This window comes from Colwellia psychrerythraea (assembly GCF_000764225.1).
Classification (GTDB): Bacteria; Pseudomonadota; Gammaproteobacteria; order Enterobacterales; family Alteromonadaceae; genus Colwellia; species Colwellia psychrerythraea_D.
Map to the genome: position 1 here is coordinate 37902 of NZ_JQED01000015.1, position 18569 is coordinate 56470.

Annotated in this window: 17 protein-coding genes; 8 read left to right on the top strand and 9 right to left on the bottom strand. The window is 37.8% G+C overall.

The features are described 5' to 3' along the window. Positions 1-167: 167 nt before the first annotated feature. Together ND2E_RS14380 and ND2E_RS14375 are read left to right on the top strand one after the other, a co-directional pair. Positions 168-1445: a YeaH/YhbH family protein gene (locus ND2E_RS14380; protein ID WP_033093186.1), complete on the top strand. Its 1278-nt coding sequence runs from the start codon at positions 168-170 to the stop codon at positions 1443-1445. Between the two features lie 19 nt (positions 1446-1464). Then, a complete protein-coding gene (locus tag ND2E_RS14375) occupies positions 1465-3003 on the top strand; it encodes a SpoVR family protein (protein WP_052056419.1) in 1539 nt (512 codons plus the stop codon). A gap of 45 nt (positions 3004-3048) precedes the next feature. Here the strand turns inward: ND2E_RS14375 and fadR are convergent, their stop codons facing one another. Continuing rightward, positions 3049-3762, bottom strand: coding sequence for a fatty acid metabolism transcriptional regulator FadR (gene fadR, locus ND2E_RS14370; RefSeq protein WP_033093187.1), 714 nt, complete (start codon positions 3760-3762; stop codon positions 3049-3051). A 277-nt stretch (positions 3763-4039) separates the two neighbouring features. Here fadR and nhaD point away from each other — a divergent pair, with 277 nt between their 5' ends. After that, complete coding sequence (nhaD, locus tag ND2E_RS14365; protein WP_033093188.1) at positions 4040-5440, top strand: sodium:proton antiporter NhaD; 1401 nt, start codon at positions 4040-4042, stop codon at positions 5438-5440. A 136-nt stretch (positions 5441-5576) separates the two neighbouring features. Continuing rightward, positions 5577-6095 carry a disulfide bond formation protein DsbB gene (gene dsbB, locus ND2E_RS14360; RefSeq protein WP_033093189.1) on the top strand — a complete coding sequence of 173 codons (519 nt, stop codon included), beginning with the start codon at positions 5577-5579 and terminating at the stop codon, positions 6093-6095. 175 nt (positions 6096-6270) lie between these two features. Here dsbB and ND2E_RS14355 read toward each other — a convergent pair whose 3' ends face one another. The 8 genes from ND2E_RS14355 to rnm form a co-directional block, all read right to left on the bottom strand. Beyond that, positions 6271-7164: a DMT family transporter gene (locus ND2E_RS14355; RefSeq protein ID WP_033093190.1), complete on the bottom strand. Its 894-nt coding sequence runs from the start codon at positions 7162-7164 to the stop codon at positions 6271-6273. Positions 7165-7255: 91 nt separating this feature from the next. Then, positions 7256-7777, bottom strand: coding sequence for a YcgN family cysteine cluster protein (locus tag ND2E_RS14350; protein WP_033093191.1), 522 nt, complete (start codon positions 7775-7777; stop codon positions 7256-7258). Positions 7778-7839: 62 nt separating this feature from the next. Continuing rightward, a complete protein-coding gene (locus ND2E_RS14345) occupies positions 7840-8883 on the bottom strand; it encodes a lytic murein transglycosylase (protein WP_033093192.1) in 1044 nt (347 codons plus the stop codon). Then, positions 8883-9176 (bottom strand): YcgL domain-containing protein, encoded by a 294-nt coding sequence (locus ND2E_RS14340; protein ID WP_033093193.1) that lies wholly within the window; start codon positions 9174-9176, stop codon positions 8883-8885. Before ND2E_RS14340 ends, ND2E_RS14345 begins: the two co-directional genes overlap by 1 nt. Before the next feature lie 149 nt (positions 9177-9325). After that, a complete protein-coding gene (gene rnd, locus ND2E_RS14335) occupies positions 9326-10465 on the bottom strand; it encodes a ribonuclease D (protein WP_033093194.1) in 1140 nt (379 codons plus the stop codon). Positions 10466-10484: 19 nt separating this feature from the next. Beyond that, positions 10485-11552: a 23S rRNA pseudouridine(2605) synthase RluB gene (gene rluB / locus ND2E_RS14330; RefSeq protein WP_033093195.1), complete on the bottom strand. Its 1068-nt coding sequence runs from the start codon at positions 11550-11552 to the stop codon at positions 10485-10487. 113 nt (positions 11553-11665) lie between these two features. Next, a complete protein-coding gene (locus ND2E_RS14325; protein ID WP_033093196.1) occupies positions 11666-12286 on the bottom strand; it encodes an L-threonylcarbamoyladenylate synthase in 621 nt (206 codons plus the stop codon). A 98-nt stretch (positions 12287-12384) separates the two neighbouring features. Further along, entirely contained in the window at positions 12385-13287 is a 903-nt protein-coding gene (gene rnm / locus ND2E_RS14320) for an RNase RNM (protein WP_033093197.1), read from the bottom strand. Between the two features lie 415 nt (positions 13288-13702). On the opposite strand from rnm, the gene ND2E_RS14315 reads away from it, so the two are divergent. The 4 genes from ND2E_RS14315 to trpCF are packed head-to-tail and all read left to right on the top strand — an operon-like array spanning position 13703 to position 18568. Then, the gene (locus ND2E_RS14315; RefSeq protein WP_033093198.1) at positions 13703-15346 is read left to right on the top strand and encodes an anthranilate synthase component 1; all 1644 of its coding nucleotides are present in this window, start codon (positions 13703-13705) and stop codon (positions 15344-15346) included. Next, complete coding sequence (locus ND2E_RS14310) at positions 15339-15968, top strand: aminodeoxychorismate/anthranilate synthase component II (RefSeq protein WP_033093199.1); 630 nt, start codon at positions 15339-15341, stop codon at positions 15966-15968. Before ND2E_RS14315 ends, ND2E_RS14310 begins: the two co-directional genes overlap by 8 nt. A 1-nt stretch (position 15969) precedes the next feature. Continuing rightward, positions 15970-17124 carry an anthranilate phosphoribosyltransferase gene (gene trpD / locus ND2E_RS0121380; RefSeq protein ID WP_395858407.1) on the top strand — a complete coding sequence of 385 codons (1155 nt, stop codon included), beginning with the start codon at positions 15970-15972 and terminating at the stop codon, positions 17122-17124. A 1-nt stretch (position 17125) separates the two neighbouring features. Beyond that, positions 17126-18568 (top strand): bifunctional indole-3-glycerol-phosphate synthase TrpC/phosphoribosylanthranilate isomerase TrpF, encoded by a 1443-nt coding sequence (gene trpCF / locus ND2E_RS14305; protein WP_033093200.1) that lies wholly within the window; start codon positions 17126-17128, stop codon positions 18566-18568. Position 18569 lies beyond the last annotated feature (1 nt).

The following is an 18569-nucleotide window of genomic DNA, read 5'->3' on the forward strand; positions in this document are numbered from 1 at the left end:
ACCTATTACCATCCAATATGTATTTTTTATGCTTGTATGACACTTTAGTTTTAGAAGTAACAATGAAATAAGGATTGTTCACAATATTCTGAGATAGGTTTTAAATGTCTTTATCCTGCATTTTGAATGGTAACGGGTATGTACAGCAAAAGAGATAAGGAGAACATATGGCCAACTTTATTGATAGACGCCTTAATAGTAAAAATAAAAGTACGGTTAACCGTCAACGCTTTTTAAGACGCTATAAAAACCAAATTAAAAAGTCTGTCTCTGAAGCCATCAATAAACGTGGCGTGACAGACATTGATTCAGGTGAAAGCATTGTCATTCCGAACAAAGATCTATCTGAGCCAACCTTTCATCAAGGTGATGGTGGCATAAAAGATAGAGTGCATCCCGGAAACGATCAATTCTCGACTGGAGATAGGATTCCTCGTCCGCCAAAAGGGCAAGGACAAGGCGCTGGACAAGGTGATGCAAGTGATAGCGGTGAGGGAGAAGATGATTTCACTTTTTCAATTTCTAAAGAGGAGTACTTAAACCTTTTATTTGAAGATTTGGAATTGCCTAATCTTGAAAAAAATCAATTGGACAAGTTAATTGAATATAAAACTGTTCGAAGCGGCTATTGTGCAGAAGGTGTTGCCTCAAATATTGATATTGTCAAATCCCTGCAAGGCTCAATTGCTCGTAGGATAGCGATGACATCCTCAAAACGAAAGCAGTTAAAAATGCTTGAGGAAGAGCTATTGGCACTGATTAATGATAAACACGACAATATTAAACAAAAACGCGAATTGATGGCCAAAATTGAAAGTATAAAAGAAAAAATAGCCAAGGTTCCTTTTATTGATACTTTCGATTTAAGGTTTCGTAACTACGCCAAGCAAGCAGTACCAACGTCAAAAGCGGTTATGTTCTGTTTAATGGATGTATCAGGTTCCATGGACCAAGCAACTAAAGAGATGGCTAAACGCTTTTATATCTTACTATATTTATTTCTCAGCCGTACTTATAAGAATATCGATGTGATTTATATTAGGCATCATACTCAAGCTAAAGAAGTAGATGAGCATGAGTTTTTCTATTCGCAAGAAACGGGCGGGACCATTGCATCTAGCGCTCTAGAGCTTATGAATGACATCATTAGTGAACGCTATAATGACAACCAATGGAATATTTATGGTGCCCAAGCATCAGATGGTGATAACTGGGCTGACGATTCTCCCCGATGTCAGGAAATTTTAGAAAATCAAATATTGCCTAAAAGTCGATATTTCAGTTATATCGAAATAACCCAACGAGCCCACCAAACGCTATGGAAGCACTATCAACAAGTAGAGGAGTCTCATACTAACTTTGCCATGCAACACATTAAAACGGTTGCTGATATTTATCCTGTGTTTAGAGAGTTTTTCAAGAAAAATACACAAAGTGCCGCTTAACTGAAAAGACGGGTGAATGATGACAAATTATCAAAATGAAACAATTACAAAAACAACAGTTACTCCGCTAGATGATACGCCGGATTGGACTTTTGATTTACTAGGGCAATATCAGCAAGAAATTGCTCGAGTTGCAGACTTTTATCGCTTAGACACCTACACCAATCAAATAGAAGTAATCACTGCTGAACAAATGATGGACGCATATGCCAGTGTCGGCATGCCCATAGGCTATAGTCATTGGACTTTTGGTAAAAAATTTATCCAAACGGAACAAACCTATAAGCGTGGCCAAATGGGTTTAGCCTATGAAATAGTCATCAATTCAAGCCCTTGTATATCCTATCTTATGGAAGAAAACACACTAACTATGCAAGCACTAGTAATGGCGCATGCTTGTTATGGTCACAATTCATTTTTCAAAGGTAATTATTTATTTAAATCATGGACGGATGCTAGTTCTATCATCGATTATTTATTATTTGCAAAAAACTATATCTCTCAATGTGAGCAAAAATACGGCATTAGTGAGGTAGAATCTACCTTAGATGCTTGTCATGCATTAATGAGCCATGGAGTTGATCGATATAAAAGACCACAAAAAATATCTTTAGATGAAGAGCTGAAGCGACAGTCTGAGCGTGCAGAGTACTTACAGTCGCAAGTCAATGCACTTTGGCGTACGGTTCCTAAAAAAGAGCAACAAGAAAATGAAAAAAAATATAAGTTTCCAAAAGAGCCTCAGGAAAACATTCTATATTTCATTGAAAAAAATGCACCTTTACTACAGCCTTGGCAGAGAGAAATTGTCAGGATTGTAAGAAAAATATCACAATACTTTTATCCTCAAAAACAAACTCAAGTAATGAATGAGGGGTGGGCTTGCTTTTGGCACTACACAATTCTTAATCACTTATATGATGAAGGGTTAGTCACTGACAAGTTTATGCTGGAGTTCTTGCACAGTCACACCAATGTCGTCGCTCAACCTGAGTACAACAGCAAATATTATTCAGGTATAAACCCATACGCTTTAGGTTTTAACATGTTCATTGATATTAGACGGATCTGCGAACATCCAACTGAAGAAGACAAAGAATATTTTCCAGAAATAGCAGGAAGCAATTGGGTCGACACTGTTCACTTTGCCATGGAAAACTTCAAGGACGAAAGCTTTATAAGCCAATACCTATCACCAAAATTAATTCGAGACTTTAAGCTCTTTCACATTCATGATGACAGTGATAACAATTATGTAGAGATCGGTGCTATTCATAACGAACAAGGATATAAAAAAGTCCGTCATAACCTCGCTAACCAGTATAATCTCAGCAACCTTGAGGTTAATATTCAAATAGTTGATGCAAATATTGATGGAGACAGAGCGTTAACACTCAGGTATACACCACACAATGGTGTTGAACTTGGTAACTCTAAAGACGAAGTATTAAAACACCTTTACTATTTGTGGCATTTTGACGTTAAGATTATTCAAGAAGATTCCGACGGTGAAGATAAAGTCATTGCCTGTTGCCCACAAAAAAAAGAAGACGATTAAAATCGTCTTCTTTTGTGATAATATTTTTACGCTTTAAATCTAGTGCTAGTCTTCAGAAAGCTCTTTTAACACTTCGTCTTTGAGTTCATTCCATAATTGACCAGAGTCAATACCATATTGACGCACAGCAAAAATCGCTTCATCAAACTTTTCGGCTTTAGCCAACTCGATCAGTTTTTTATAATAACTTATCGATATTTCTCGACCTTTCGGATGTGCAAAATATAAGTTACCAATGCGAGAATATAGACCACTTAAACCATTTAAGATTAATAAATATATTGAATTACCTGAAGCAATCACTAAATCTTTGTTTAGTTGATAATCAAATTCTGCAAATGCTTCGCCAGTGTCTTCAACATCAACATAAGCTTGTAATGATTCTATCGCTTTTTTAGGGTTGTTTTTTAATGCTGCACGAATATAGATAGCACTTATATTTGTGCGCGCTGATAATAAGTTATCAACTAAGTCAGGTATCCCATCCTGATCTAACTGCACTAAGGTTTCCAGAATATTTAAGCTAGATGTTTCCCAAAAATCATTTACTTTAGTTGGTTTACCATGCTGAATAGTTAACCAGCCATCTCTGGCCAATCGCTGTAATACTTCCCTCAGTGTAGTTCGAGTTACCCCAATGAGTTCAGAAAGTTCTCGTTCAGCCGGTAATATAGAACCAGGTGGAAAACCTCCATTCCAAATGGATTCAACAATATATTGTTCCGCAAATCCTGCTGGGCTTTTAGCTTTTATAACCATTGATGATAATTACCTAATAATATCTATGAAAAGAGGGAGAAATTGTCAACTGATTGTACCAGAAGTTCATTTATGCACAAGTACACAAAGTTACAAGTGAAAAGAAATTAAGCTCTACGCCCTTAGTTTGTTATAAATCAAATTGATAGCCAATATCAACAAAATCAACAAAAATCAACGGCATTTTTGTGTCATTAAGTAAAAAATTTGCTAGAATTCACGCCGAATAATAATCGCTAAATTAGCATCTAACTTCACAGTCCATTTAGAGAGTAACATGAAACCACTTGTATACGTTTTACTGGCGTTATCAGCAGTGCTTTTTCCAAGCATGGCTTTTGCTTCAGAGGCAGCACATCAGAGTATTGATTTAACCAATCACTGGATTGGCTATACCGCCATTGCTATTTTTGTTCTAGCTTATTCGCTGGTGATTTTAGAAGAGCAATTACATTTAAGAAAGTCAAAACCTGTCTTACTTGCTGCTGGTCTTATTTGGATTTTAATTGCTGCTTATTACGGCTCTAACGGTATGCCACACGCCGCTGAAGTAGCTATTCGCCATAACTTCCTTGAATATGCTGAATTATTCTTCTTCTTATTAGTTGCCATGACTTATATCAATGCGCTTTTAGAGCGTAATGTATTTGATGCGCTTCGTGATGTATTAATACACAGAGGCTACAGCTACAAGGCACTATTTTGGATTACAGGCATTTTAGCTTTCTTTATCTCCCCAATAGCAGATAACTTAACCACAGCATTAATCATGTGTGCTGTAGTCTTAGCGGTAGGTAAAGATGAGCCCAAGTTTATCGCAATGAGTTGTATCAACATTGTGGTAGGTGCAAACGCAGGCGGTGCATTTAGTCCGTTTGGCGATATTACAACCTTAATGGTATGGCAAAAAGGTATTGTTCAATTTACAGAGTTCTTCCACCTATTTTTACCATCTGTTGTAAACTTTGTTATTCCTGCCTTTATTATGCAGTTCTTCTTACCAGCTGGCAATCCAAGTTCAGATTCAAATGAAATAACCCCAATTAAAACAGGTGGTTTAGTGATTGTTGGTCTATTTATGCTAACCATTATTACTGCTGTTTCATTCCATAACTTCCTGCATTTACCACCGGTATTTGGTATGATGTTAGGTCTAGCCTATTTAAAATTCTTTGGTTATTACATTAAGACATCAGGCCAAGGTAAACTTAATACCTCAGACGTTCCTGCTGGTCGTACAAGAACAGACGATTTTGATATTTTTGATAAAATTGCTAAAGCCGAGTGGGATACTTTATTCTTCTTCTACGGTGTTATTTTAGCGGTTGGTGGCTTAGGTTTCTTAGGTTACTTAGGTATGGTTTCAGAATTTATGTACGGTGAATTAGGCGCAACTAATGCCAACATTTTAGTTGGAATATTATCAGCCATTGTTGACAACATCCCCGTCATGTTTGCAGTACTAACAATGAACCCTGATATGAACCATACTCAATGGTTATTAGTGACACTTACCGCTGGTGTCGGTGGTAGTTTGTTATCAGTAGGCTCTGCCGCGGGTGTTGCCTTAATGGGACAAGCAAGAGGCTACTATACCTTCTTCAGTCACCTAAAATGGACGCCAGTGATTGCACTAGGTTACGGTGCTAGTATTTATGTGCATTTATTAATAAATTAATAGATTGTATCAATTGCTTACATTAATAATGTCAGCTTAAAGCAAAGAAATACTTAATCTATAATTTCTTCATGCTACCCTTAAAAGCTTCTAGTTTGCTAGAGGCTTTTTTATTGAACATTTTTGAGGGATTTTTGTGAATTACTTAAGTAATATAACGACCAGCCAAAGACCATGGTTACTATTGGCATTCTCCGCATTGTGCTTAGAGCTGTCAGCCTTATATTTCCAATATGTGCTAGATCTAGCGCCGTGCATTATGTGTGTATATCAGCGACTTGCTATTTTGGCAATTTTTACTGCTGGTGCTATTGGTACTGTAGGACATCAAAATATATTCGCTAGAATTTTGGCTTATATTTTATGGGGAATTGGCGCTATTTGGGGATTAATCATTGCGTTAGAGCATGTTGAAATGCAAAAGAATAGCGGTTCTCTTTTCTTTAGTTGTGAATTCGTACCTAATTTCCCTTCTTGGGCACCTTTGCATCATTGGATACCATTCTTATTCGAAGCGACAGGTGATTGTGGTGAAATAAGTTGGCGCTTTTTCAATTACAGCATGCCCCAGTGGATGGTTGTTGTTTATGCGTTATTTTCAATAACATTTGCAGTAGTACTTATAAATCGTCTAATTTGTTCAAAGAAACCCTAGTTATTCTTTAACAACCATCACTAGCAAAGACTACTATTGTTCATAGTATGTCTTTGCTCTTTTTCATCGTGTCGAAATTACTCACATCACCTCCCCTATCAATTATTACTTGTATGCTGACTTTATAAAGTTTAACGAAACAAAGTGTATCAATAAAAGAAGAAACAAAACCGGACTAATGCCTTCCTTTACTGACTGACCATGTTTCGAAAATAGCCGCACTAATAACCAATAATCCTCCGACTATTGTTAAGAAGTCAGGGCGTTCCTGCAGCAAAATAACTGCTAACACACTACCGTACAATGGTTGTAAACAAGAAATTAACCCGGCAGTGGTAGCTGATAAACAGCGTAAACTTGAGGCAAATAAAGCGTGAGGTGTCGCAGTAAAGACAATTCCAACGAGCAAAAGTAATAACCAGTCACTTTCTGTTACATGCATTGGCCCAACTTCAACAAACAGACATAACATCAAGCAGGCCACCAGGGTCTGATATAACATGGTATGAGGCCCAGAGTAATGAGAAAAGTAATTTTTGTGTAAAATATTTCGTAGCGCAAAAAATACTGCAGAAATAACCCCAGTTACAATACCTACAGTAATTTGATTGCCAAAACTAATTTCTGGTATTAATAATACAATACCGATTATGACCACAAAGGCGGTGACCATATCCTTTATTTTAGGCGTGCTTTTATTAAAAAAGGGCTCAATAAAAACAGTTATCACGGGGTAAGTAAAAAAAGCTATCATACCGACAGTGACCCCTGCCATTTGCATACCAGTAAAGTAAGTGACCCAATGAATGCCAACTACTCCCCCTAACAGAATGGCAATACCGTAATCTTTCAAGCTTGCTAAGGTTAATTTCTTTTTCTGTAAAGTTAGTAAAAAAAACAGAGCGATAGCGGCGATCCCTGTGCGATAAACTGTTATGTCTAGCGCAGGTAAGCCTATAAGTTTAGAAAAAAGTGCCGTACCACCGAAAAGGAATACGGCGATATGTAAATAAAGCAAACTTTGCCGTTCAGCTTTTAAATAGGGCGTTTGAGGGATGCTTTTCATCATAAGTTTACGCTATCTTTACCAAAGTTACTTGTGCTTGAGTCTCTTTACCCCCTGAAACTCGCATAGTAAAGTAGCTTAGGGTTTGGCTGAGTTAATCAATATCATTTAATGGCCAAATGACAATGTGATCTTCAAAATCATCAATACTCACCTCATTATCTTTAACTATTTTCCCTCTTACAGACATACCTGCTTTATGCATAGCTGACTTCTTGCCTTTATGCAGTAAAGGGTGCCATGATGGCATACCACGCCCTTCTTGGAGGCGGCGGTAAGTACAGCTTGGCGGCATAAAAAATACCGCGTCAATATTCTCTTGTGTTAAACGAACACAATCAGGCACTAATGTCGTCCGTTGCTCGTATTTAGAGCATTGGCAAGACTTTTCATTAAGTAAATGACAAGCAATATTAGAATAAAAAATATGCTCGCCTTCTTTTATATGATCGGTCGGCAATAGTTCAGAGTCATCATCCGTATCTTCATCATCGATAAATTTGTTTAAGCAGCATTTTGCACAACCATCACATAATGACTCCCATTCAGGGCGGGTCATTTCAGCTAAGGTTTTAGTTTGCCAAAAAGGGTTTTCTTGATTGTTTTTATCGATCATATACTACTACTTATTTTACTCATGGGTTGGTCAATGAATTGACCAATAATTTTATTCAGTTATTACTTAATAGGTGGAAACTTAATACGATCTGATAAATGACCTACTGAACTGACAAAATAATAGGATAAGTTCCAATGCATTAAACTCTTATAGTTATCATAGGCAAGGTATACTCGACCATTTTCATCATCAGGAAAAACTAACGCAGCCTTTATATCAACATTCGGTAAATTGGTGCCATCTGAACGTCTCACCCCTAATGCCTGCCATTGAGCTAATGTTTTTTCAGTTTTAGACCAAGCTTTTAACCAATTTTTACGACTGCCAGTGTTCTTCGGGATGGCTAAAGTATTATCAAAATCTTTAGGTAGCTTCACTTGGCGACCCCAAGTAAGTTCATCATTCCAACCTTCTTTTTGTAAGTAATTTGCCATAGACGAAAAAACATCGGCTTGATTTTGCCAGATATCCTTTTTACCATCGCCATCACCGTCAACCGCGTAGCTCAAAAAAGACGTTGGCATAAATTGATTTTGTCCCATTGCCCCAGCCCAAGAGCCTTTCATATTTTTATTACTAATATGGCCTTCATCTAATATAGTTAATGCTGCCATTAATTGTTTTTTGAAGAAGGTTTCACGCCTCCCTTCATAAGCTAATGTCGCTAAAGCAGAAATGACATTATACCCGCCAGTAAACTTACCGAAATTAGTTTCAAGCCCCCATAAAGCGACGATAAAACGTGGCTGAACTTGATACTTTTCACCTATTTGGTTTAATAAAACTTGATGTTCTTTATACAAGAGTCTGGCTTTATCTACCTTCCACTTTGGTACTCGCTTAGGAAGATAAGTATCAAGGGTTTCAATATTTTCAGGCTGACTCCTATCGGCTTTTACTGCACGTTTATGAAATTTTACTTCTGCGAAACTTTCTTCAATTAACGCTTTGCTAAACCCTTTAGTTAATGCTTCAGCCTTTAGTTTTATGACGTAATGAGCAAATCCCTCTTCTGTTAGTTCTTTTTTAGCCGCCATGGCAGAATTCGTACTTCCAAGACTAATCAAGGCAGACAGAAAGATGGTTTTTAGTACAATTTTCATTAAAGCTCTCCTTGTCCCTTTTTAGCTAACATAGCCGCTTTATGTTCTTTCAATAAATCTTCTTGTGGTGGCGGTAACTGTAAATAAAATCCTTGTTCATTTAAGCTGCTTTTTACTTTTTCTAAATCAGCCATCGCTAACTTATCTTTAGTATCTAAATTAATTATCGTCACTAAGTTTGGCGTACCAAATGTTTTCATTAAGGCTTCAGGCACTGAAGAGAAATCATCACGTTTATTAACAAATAAATAAGTTTGGGCTTTTCTAGTACTTTTATAAATTGTGCATAGCATAATGGAGACCTATAGATAATTGAGAAAACAGCATTGAGCTATCAATATATCACGAGCCTTGGGAAACCCCATAGTGACTCAATGAAATATTGTTAACTAAAATGTAAAGTTAGAGGATACTTTGCCTAGCAATGAAGGTTATTAAATGGTTATTCAAAGCCTTGCTGAGCAAAGTCTAATAAGGCTTGGCCAAATAACTCATTTCGCCAATCAGTTATTAACTCAACTTTCGTCGAATTATTTCTGGCGCCATTAAGGTCAAACTGCCAAGTTAAAAATTGATTGATTTGTTTCTTTGATGCTACATTTTCGATCGCTAAGCCATTTTGCTCACTTGCGGTAATTAAAAATGCTTTTACCTTTTTAAATATTTGTTTGTAACCAGGGTATTCGTCTAAGCGATTAATTTTTTGAGGATAACTGCTGACTTCAGCTTTTTCTGCTTGAGCTAAAACCGCCAACATTGCTTTACCTTTATGACGAATGTCGAGCATTTCAACTCCCTCAAGCGAAAGCATAGCACTCACGCTCTTAGGATTACTTTGTGCTAATGCCATTAACGTATGATCTTTTGCAACAAAACCAATAGGTAAGTCACGTTTCTTGGCTTGTTGAAAACGCCAACTTGCCAGATACTTTAATGAATTTAACTGTTTAGGGTTTAGACGCCAATTCATTTTAATATTAAGATACATTTCACCTTCATTGATAGGTGTAAACTTTTTTTCTATCATGCTTTGAGTTTCTATCTGAGCATAAGTTAAAAAGCCGGCTTGAGTGATCTCAGCTAATATTTTTGGGTAAATCTTAAATAAATAATCTACATCTGCACTCGCATAGCTCAGTTGCTTTTCTGTCAACGGCCTTTTTGTCCAATCTGTACGCGATTCTGATTTATCTAATTCTATCTCCGTAAAGTGCTTTACCATGGCAGCGTAGCCGAGCGACAAACCATGTCCTAAAAATGACATCATGATCTGACTATCAATTAAGTTTACCGGTTTACAGTCGCCAGCTGTTAAGAAGACTTCCAAATCTTCGGAACATGCGTGCAGCACTTTAGTGATACTTTCATTAGTGAGCAATGCCCAAAAAGGGGATAAATCCTCAATTGCTAGCGGGTCAATAAGCGCTAATTGCTCTCCATCGCATACCTGAAGTAATCCTAACTTAGCATACAGAGTTCGTGTACGAACAAACTCTGTATCTATAGCTAACACTTTTGATTTACTGAGCTGCTCACACAAGTCATTAAGGCTATTCTGATCTTCAATCAATTGATAATGCATATTTTTATTTCAATTACGGCTACTTATGACGGCGACGAGTACTTTGCTGATGTCGTTGTTGATGTTTTTTAACTGAACGACGAATGCGACGACTTTTTGCATTATCCATCGCTTTTTCATCAACTTTAACTTTACTGACAGCTTCAGGGGCTAAATTAACTAATTGACGATAGTAATTCACTTCTTTTAACGCTAACTCTCTCCACCCCCCCATAGGTAGTTGTCGCTGCATTTCCATATCACCATAACGTACTCGGATAAGACGGCTTACCTGTACATCCTGGCTTTCCCATAAACGACGAACTTCTCGATTACGCCCTTCTGATAATACAACATGGAACCAATGATTTCGGCCTTCTCCGCCGCGGTAAGTTATTTTCTGAAAACGAGCCATACCATCTTCTAACTTAACACCCGTACGTAATGTTTGTAACATAGCTTCGTTGATTTCACCAAAGACACGTACCGCGTATTCACGTTCTACCTTTTGAGAAGGGTGCATTAATCGGTTTGCTAATTCACCATCCGTTGTGAACAATAACATACCCGAAGTATTAATATCTAAACGACCAACAGCCACCCAGCGGCCTGTTTCAAGAGGAGGGAGACGGTCAAAAACAGTAGGCCTTCCTTCAGGATCTTTGCGCGTACACATTTCACCTTCGGGTTTGTTATATACAAGTACGCGACAAATATCTTCATCTTGAGCGGTAAGTTTAACATGATGTCCATCAAGACGAATTTGCTCTGTACCTGTAACCCTATCACCTAAAAAGGCCACTTTACCGTCGATACTAACACGACCTTCACTGATCATGGTTTCCATCTCACGGCGAGATCCTTTACCCGCTCGGGCTAATACTTTTTGCACTTTTTCTGAGTCTGAATGCGATGCTTTTTGAAAATCGACTTTTTCTACTTTTTCAGCTTCCTTCTTGTGATGACCTTTTTTGCCAGCCTTTTTCTTTGCAACATCTTGCTTGCTCATGCCCTTCTTCGCACTGCCTTTTTTTTCAGTACCACGCGTGCCATATTTTTTATCTAAGGCATCGTCTTTTCTTGCTTGCTTCTTCTTGTCAACCGTCATTATTTTTTACTCTGTTACGTCAGTAGCAGCTCCCTTGAAGCTAACTTCTGGCTCATTGTTCAGACTCAATTACCTTCTAATTGTGCAATTAGATTTCTACACATTACTTCAGGTTACTGAAATGGAGAAGGGTCACCTTCTCCTACGCGTATTATTTCAATACTGTCATTAGAAAAATCAATTACGGTGGTAGGGTGTTCCCCTAAATATCCACCATTGACGATAAGATCAACTTGATGCTCTAACAAATCTCGAATATGCTCAGGATCATACTCAGCCATTTCTTGGCCAGGCATAATTAAACTAGTAGACATTATAGGCTCTGCAAGTTCAGTCAACAAGGCTTGCGCGATAGTATTATCAGGCACTCTGATGCCTATGGTTTTCTTTTTAGGGTTTAATAATCGTTTAGGGACTTCCTTACTACCACGAAAAATAAAGGTGTAAGCACCTGGAGTATTATTTTTCAATAACCGATAAGCAGTATTATCTACCCGAGTATATTCTGATATTTGTGATAAATCTTGGCAAACCAAGGTGAAGTTATGATCCTTATCTATGTTTCTGATTCGGCAGATACGTTCTAATGCTTTTTTATCACCTAAGTGACAACCTAACGCATAGCCTGAATCGGTAGGGTAAACAATCACACCACCTTGTTTAATAATGTCTGCCGCTTGTTTCATTAAGCGGCCTTGGGGATTATCAGGATGTACATAAAAAAACTGACTCATGAGACTTTCCTTTCCTTTCCTTTAAAGCTTATTGATCGTTTCTTGTCAGTTGAAACGGTTAAATTATATGTTGGATAAAATGCTTATTCTTTACGCGTTTACCATAGAGCCCAAACAGGTTTAGCACCCACAGGCATGGTTAGATTACGACCTAAATCGCTCCATTTATTCGGATAATGAAAATCTGATCCCATAGAAGCATATAAATTATATTCTTGGCAATAAGCTAACATCTTTTGCCTTTGTTCAGGGCTCATTTGTGGTAAGACGACTTCTAAAGCATCTCCTGCCGCCTCACTAAATTGCACAATCAAACGCCGTAACCACTTAGCAGAAAGATCGTATCGAATTGGATGAGCCATCACAGCACTGCCACCAGCTTGATGTATAGCTTGAATAGCTTCTTCAATACTGCACCAGTTTGGTTTAACGTAAGCACGCTGACCTTTAGAGCCCTTTTTACCAATATATTTATCAAAGGCCTGTTGCATTGTACTCACATGCCCTTGTTGATGAAGTACTTTAGCAAAATGCGCTCGAGTAATAGAGCCATCACCAGCCATTGCTTTAGCATCCGCATAAATATTTGTAAAACCACATTTTGCTAACTTTTCTCCCATAGATATAGCACGCTGCTCTCTTGCTTGTTGCTGCTGTTCAATCAATGAGGTTAGTTGTAAATTATTCTTATCAATATTTAAGCCAACGATATGAATTTCAAATCCTTGCCATGCGGTAGAAATTTCAATGCCATCAATCAACTTAAGTGGAATATTTTTATCTTGAATATGCTTTTGCGCTATATCGAGTCCAGCGACAGTATCATGATCTGTGATAGCTAAAACATCAATTTGAAAGTTAGCAGCCCTATCTATCAGGGTTTGTGGCGACAAACCACCATCGGAGCAACTAGTATGACTATGAAGGTCAATCCGTTTATGGGCAAAACCTTCAGTTTTTACTATCAGATGTGGGAAATCAGTGGTTGACAGCAACGCCATAATGAGGTCTTCTATAGGGGTAAACTTAGTCTTAAGGTAAGTTTACTGATAACGAGTAAACAATGATACTTTTTCCTGTATTATTAGTCGAAAAGTAAGTGAGCGTAAAGTAAGTAAATTAACGCATTTAAAAGGCACGTAAATAATGAACACAGCAATAACAAACTTAACATTGATTTGGTGGTGGCATAACTCGACATAATTGGGTTGTGATAATTGCGTGTATCTTAAAAAAGATTAAACAAATTTCAAAAAACCCGCTCCTATCAGCGGGTTTTTCTCGTTAAAGCGAGCGAGAGTTAGTTAACAAAGGACTTAGAATGAACAAAGCAAAAACATGGTTTATTTGGTGGCTGTTGCCCATTTATGCAGGTTGACAATTTTTCTTTAAATAAATTCTATAGAAGTATTCAAGATGACTCAAAACTTACCAAATAAAATCAAGGGTGAAGTAATCACTCTACAAGATAGTACTTACTATCAAAATGATCCGTTAAGTGTTTACCAATTATTATGTCACCAACAACAGCATAATATATTATTAGAATCTGCCGAGATTGATAAAAAGCATTTATTAAAAAGCCTTTTATTAACGGATGCAGCAGTCAAAATTGTATGTAATGGTGACACAGTCACTTTTTCGGCATTATCACTCAATGGTGAAAATGCTATCAATTACGCGGCGGCTCAACTAGAGCCACATGCTCAATTAACTATTGCTGATGATGGAAAATCATTTCAAGCCAAATTTAGCGAGGTTGCTAAAGACCTTGATGAAAAAGCCCGTTTAAGTGCAACCAATCAATTTCATAGTTTACGATTATTCAACCAACTCATTGATGATAAAAGCCACCCTTTCTCAGTATTTTTAGGGGGAGTTTTTGCTTTTGACCTTATGGCTGTCGCAGAAGAATTACCGACAGTTACTCAAGGAGACAATACTTGCCCTGATTTTGTTTATTATTTAGCAGAAACGTTAGTCATCATTGACCATGAATTACAAAGCACCGAAATTATAGGCAATATTTTTAACTGCAATGATGCTGAAAAAGTAAAACAGAGCCAATTAGTTATTGCCAATCGCGTTACTCAAATAAAAGAAACACTTGCTAAGTCTATTAATGCCAAACAGGTCTTACAATTAAGCCCTGCATTTACTGATCTTCCCGCTAAAGAAAAACTGAATGAACAATTACAAGTCGATATCAGTGATGAGAAATTTTGTGAAATTGTTGATCAATTAAAAGAAAACATTCGAGCAGGTGATATTTTTCAAGTAGTGCCATCACGTACTTTTAGTTTGCCTTGTTTTGATTCTATTGCCGCCTATAAAGCACTTAAAATTAGTAACCCTAGTCCTTATATGTTTTATTTAAAAGACAGTGACTTTTGTATTTTTGGCGCATCACCAGAATCGTCCTTAAAATATCAAGCAAGTAACCGCCAGGTAGAGATTTATCCAATAGCAGGAACACGTCCTCGCGGTTTCGATCAACAAGGCAATATTTCATTGGACTTAGATAGTCGAATTGAACTTGAGCTAAGACAAGACAAAAAAGAATCCGCCGAACATATTATGCTGGTTGACTTAGCCCGTAATGATGTTGCTCGTGTATCACAACCCGGTACCCGATATGTTGCTGATTTACTTAAAGTTGACCGTTATTCCCATGTAATGCACTTAGTTTCACGCGTATGCGGAAAGTTACAAACCGATCTTGATGCATTACACGCCTACCAAGCTTGCATGAATATGGGGACTCTGTCAGGCGCACCTAAAGTAAAAGCAACATCACTTATACGAGAGGTTGAGGGAAAAAGGCGTGGTAGTTATGGCGGTGCCGTAGGTTACTTGACAGGTATCGGTGAAATGGATACTTGTATTGTTATTCGTTCAGCCTTTGTAAAGGATAATATTGCTCAAGTACAAGCCGGTGCTGGCGTAGTCTACGATTCAGATCCCATAAGTGAAGCCAATGAAACACGGCAAAAAGCCCAAGCGGTTATAAGTGCTATTATCACTGCTAACACGTCGGCAAAGGAGCAAGCGCATGACTAAACTATTTATGCTCGATAACCTGGATTCTTTTACCTATAACTTGGTTGATGAGTTTCAATGTTTAGGTTTTGAACCCAGCGTTTATCGAAACACACTCAGTGCTGACTTTATTTTTAACAAAATGCTTGAGCATACCCAAAAAACGTCAGAGCCTGTATTACTCGTTTTATCCCCAGGCCCAGGTGAACCGAATAAAGCAGGTTGCTTGATGGCATTGATCAAAATGTGTGTTGGACGTATTCCAATGTTAGGCATTTGCTTGGGACATCAGGCATTAATTGAACATTATGGTGGTCTGGTAGACAGAGCTGAAGAAATTGTTCATGGAAAAGCATCCAGTGTTACTCATACTGGCTCTGGTGCATTTAAAAACATTCAAAACCCTTTACCTGTTGCTCGTTATCATTCATTGATAGGCAAAGAGATACCAAAAACCGTAGAGGTGATAGCCGAGTATAACGGTATGTGTATGGCCATTAGCAAAGAAGACGATGCTGTTTTAGCTTTTCAATTTCATCCTGAATCGATATTAACAACCTTTGGAGCAACCTTGTTGGCACAGAGTATTCAACACTTACTTTCCCTAGCGCCCTCACTTACCGTTAAAGTTATTGGAGAATAAAATGACAAGTCAACAAACTACTAGCTCCACAGAAATAGCGTCAACAGATGTCGCTTCAACCGATTTAAGCACATCATCAATAAACACTATTTTGCCTACCTTAGTTGATGGCCTTGATTTGACTCAGACACAAAGCCATGACTTTTTTCTACAAGTACTCCAAGGAAATATAGAGCCAGCTTTGATGGCAGGTGTATTAACAGCACTCAAAATCAAAGGTGAAACCCCAGAAGAAATCGCTGGTGCAGCAATAGCTATTCGCGCTGCGGCTACCGCATTCCCAGAGCGTAATAAAGAAGATATTGTCGCCGATTGTGTTGGCACTGGCGGTGATGGTGCTAATACCATTAATATTTCAACCACTGCTGCGGTGCTAGCTGCCGCTTGTGGCTTAAAAATGGCGAAACATGGTAACAGAAGTGTTTCTAGTATGTCAGGCTCTGCTGATTTACTCGAAGCATTTGGCGTCAATTTGTCCATGTCACCTGAAACAGCTAATCACTGTTTGGCACAAACTAACCTATGCTTTTTATATGCCCCTGCTTATCACTCTGGTTTTAAATATGCAGGACCAGTAAGGAAAGCCATGGGGATTCGTACCTTATTTAATATCTTAGGGCCGTTAGTTAATCCTGCTAAACCAAATATAATGTTACTCGGTGTATATACTCCTGAGTTATTAATGCCGATGGCTCAAGCACTTCAGTTAACAGGCGTTAAACGTGCTTTTGTTGTTCATGGCAGTGGGTTAGATGAAATTGCTTTACATGACAAAACCCTAGCCATAGAAATTAATAATGGCGAATTAATTGAACGTACCATTACACCTCAAGATTTTGGCTTAAAAAATTATACGCTTGAAGAGATTAAAGGTGGCACACCGACAGAAAACGCCAATATCATTAAAGAGATCTTATCTGGTCAAGGAAAGGATGCGCACAATGCAGCAGTCATTATTAACTGTGCTGCACTATTGTATTTACATAATAAGGCCGATTCGCTCACTCAAGCTGCAGAACTCGCCGCTGAGGTACTTGCCTCAGGTAAAGGTTTAAGTACGTTATTAAGATTGGTTGAACTTTCAAATCAAGATACATCATCTACAACAAACAACGCCAACGCGCTAATTGACACTGACAAAAAGGCTGAGAAATAAAATGACTAACCACACGAATACTTCAGCCGAAAAAAATATTTTAGAAAAGATTGTTGATGATAAACGTATTGAAATTGATGCGTTAAAAATCAGTAAACCTTTGGCAAGTTTTATTGATGAGCTCGTGCCAACAACCAAAGATATGTATGCAGCATTAACGAGAACAAAAGATAAACCCTATGCAGGCTTTATCCTTGAATGTAAAAAAGCATCTCCCTCTAAAGGCCTTATTCGCCCTGATTTCGATGTTAAAGCTATCTGTCAAACTTATGATAAATACGCTGCCGCAATCTCAGTGTTAACAGATGAGAAATACTTTCAAGGTAACTTTGATTACCTTAAAACGGTAACCCAAACAGTAAAATGCCCAGTGCTCAACAAAGACTTCTTTGTTGATAGTTATCAAGTGTACTTAGCAAGATATTATGGTGCAGATGCCATTTTGTTAATGCTCAGTGTCTTATCAGATGAAGAGTATCTTGAATTATCAGTAATTGCTGAGCAATATAATTTGGCTGTATTAACCGAAATATCAACGCCAGAAGAGCGCGATAGAGCAATAAAACTTAATGCAAAAATGATTGGTATCAATAATCGAAATCTACGTGATCTAAGTACTGATATTTCACGTACATTTGACTTTGCCCCAACGATACCAGACAACAGAATAATTATTTCTGAATCAGGGATTTATTCCAACGCTCAGGTGAGAGAGTTAGCACCTGCTGTTGATGGTTTCTTAGTGGGTAGTTCATTAATGGATCCTAAAAACAATCCTTATCAAGATATAGATTTAGCATGTCGCAAGTTAATTTATGGCAATAACAAAGTCTGCGGTTTAACAGACATAAAGTACTCTAGTGCAGCGGCAGATGCAGGTGCACGCTTTGGTGGACTCATTTTTGCAGAAAAATCTCCTCGTTATGTCACTAAAGAGCATGCACAGAACATTATCAAAGCAGAGCCTAAATTAGAGTATGTTGGCGTTTTTGTTAATGAGGAGCGAGAGAAGATTATTGAATTAGTGAAAACGTTACGCTTATGTGCTGTACAACTTCATGGTAGCGAAGATAAACACTATATTGAAGCATTAACGGCTGAGCTTGCTTTAAATAACTGTGACTTTTGTCAAGTCTGGCAAGCGAGTCCCGTGGCGCAGAGTGTACCGTTACTTAATTCAACCGTCAGTCATCATGTACTAGATGGGCAAAGCCCTGGCAGCGGTAAAACATTCAACTGGCAAGTATTAACCTTGAGTGAACAAAACTTATCAAAAAGCTTTTTAGCTGGCGGTTTAAACAATGACAATATTGGTCATGCCCTCGAGCAGCTAACCGATGTGGACTTATTTGGCCTAGACCTTAATTCAGGTGTAGAAGATAGCCCAGGTATTAAATCAAGCGAAAAACTAGCACAAGTATTTTCGCAAATTAGGAATTATTAAG

Coding starts and splice junctions, on each gene's coding strand:
- fadR (WP_033093187.1), bottom strand. CDS start 3,762: ATGGTTATAAAAGCTAAAAGCCCAGCAGGATTTGCGGAACAATATATT.
- ND2E_RS14340 (WP_033093193.1), bottom strand. CDS start 9,176: ATGCTATGCACAATTTATAAAAGTACTAGAAAAGCCCAAACTTATTTA.
- rluB (WP_033093195.1), bottom strand. CDS start 11,552: ATGACGGTTGACAAGAAGAAGCAAGCAAGAAAAGACGATGCCTTAGAT.
- ND2E_RS14345 (WP_033093192.1), bottom strand. CDS start 8,883: ATGAAAATTGTACTAAAAACCATCTTTCTGTCTGCCTTGATTAGTCTT.
- nhaD (WP_033093188.1), top strand. CDS start 4,040: ATGAAACCACTTGTATACGTTTTACTGGCGTTATCAGCAGTGCTTTTT.
- ND2E_RS14380 (WP_033093186.1), top strand. CDS start 168: ATGGCCAACTTTATTGATAGACGCCTTAATAGTAAAAATAAAAGTACG.
- ND2E_RS14350 (WP_033093191.1), bottom strand. CDS start 7,777: ATGATCGATAAAAACAATCAAGAAAACCCTTTTTGGCAAACTAAAACC.
- ND2E_RS14310 (WP_033093199.1), top strand. CDS start 15,339: ATGACTAAACTATTTATGCTCGATAACCTGGATTCTTTTACCTATAAC.
- ND2E_RS14375 (WP_052056419.1), top strand. CDS start 1,465: ATGACAAATTATCAAAATGAAACAATTACAAAAACAACAGTTACTCCG.
- trpD (WP_395858407.1), top strand. CDS start 15,970: ATGACAAGTCAACAAACTACTAGCTCCACAGAAATAGCGTCAACAGAT.
- ND2E_RS14315 (WP_033093198.1), top strand. CDS start 13,703: ATGACTCAAAACTTACCAAATAAAATCAAGGGTGAAGTAATCACTCTA.
- rnd (WP_033093194.1), bottom strand. CDS start 10,465: ATGCATTATCAATTGATTGAAGATCAGAATAGCCTTAATGACTTGTGT.
- ND2E_RS14325 (WP_033093196.1), bottom strand. CDS start 12,286: ATGAGTCAGTTTTTTTATGTACATCCTGATAATCCCCAAGGCCGCTTA.
- ND2E_RS14355 (WP_033093190.1), bottom strand. CDS start 7,164: ATGATGAAAAGCATCCCTCAAACGCCCTATTTAAAAGCTGAACGGCAA.
- trpCF (WP_033093200.1), top strand. CDS start 17,126: ATGACTAACCACACGAATACTTCAGCCGAAAAAAATATTTTAGAAAAG.
- rnm (WP_033093197.1), bottom strand. CDS start 13,287: ATGGCGTTGCTGTCAACCACTGATTTCCCACATCTGATAGTAAAAACT.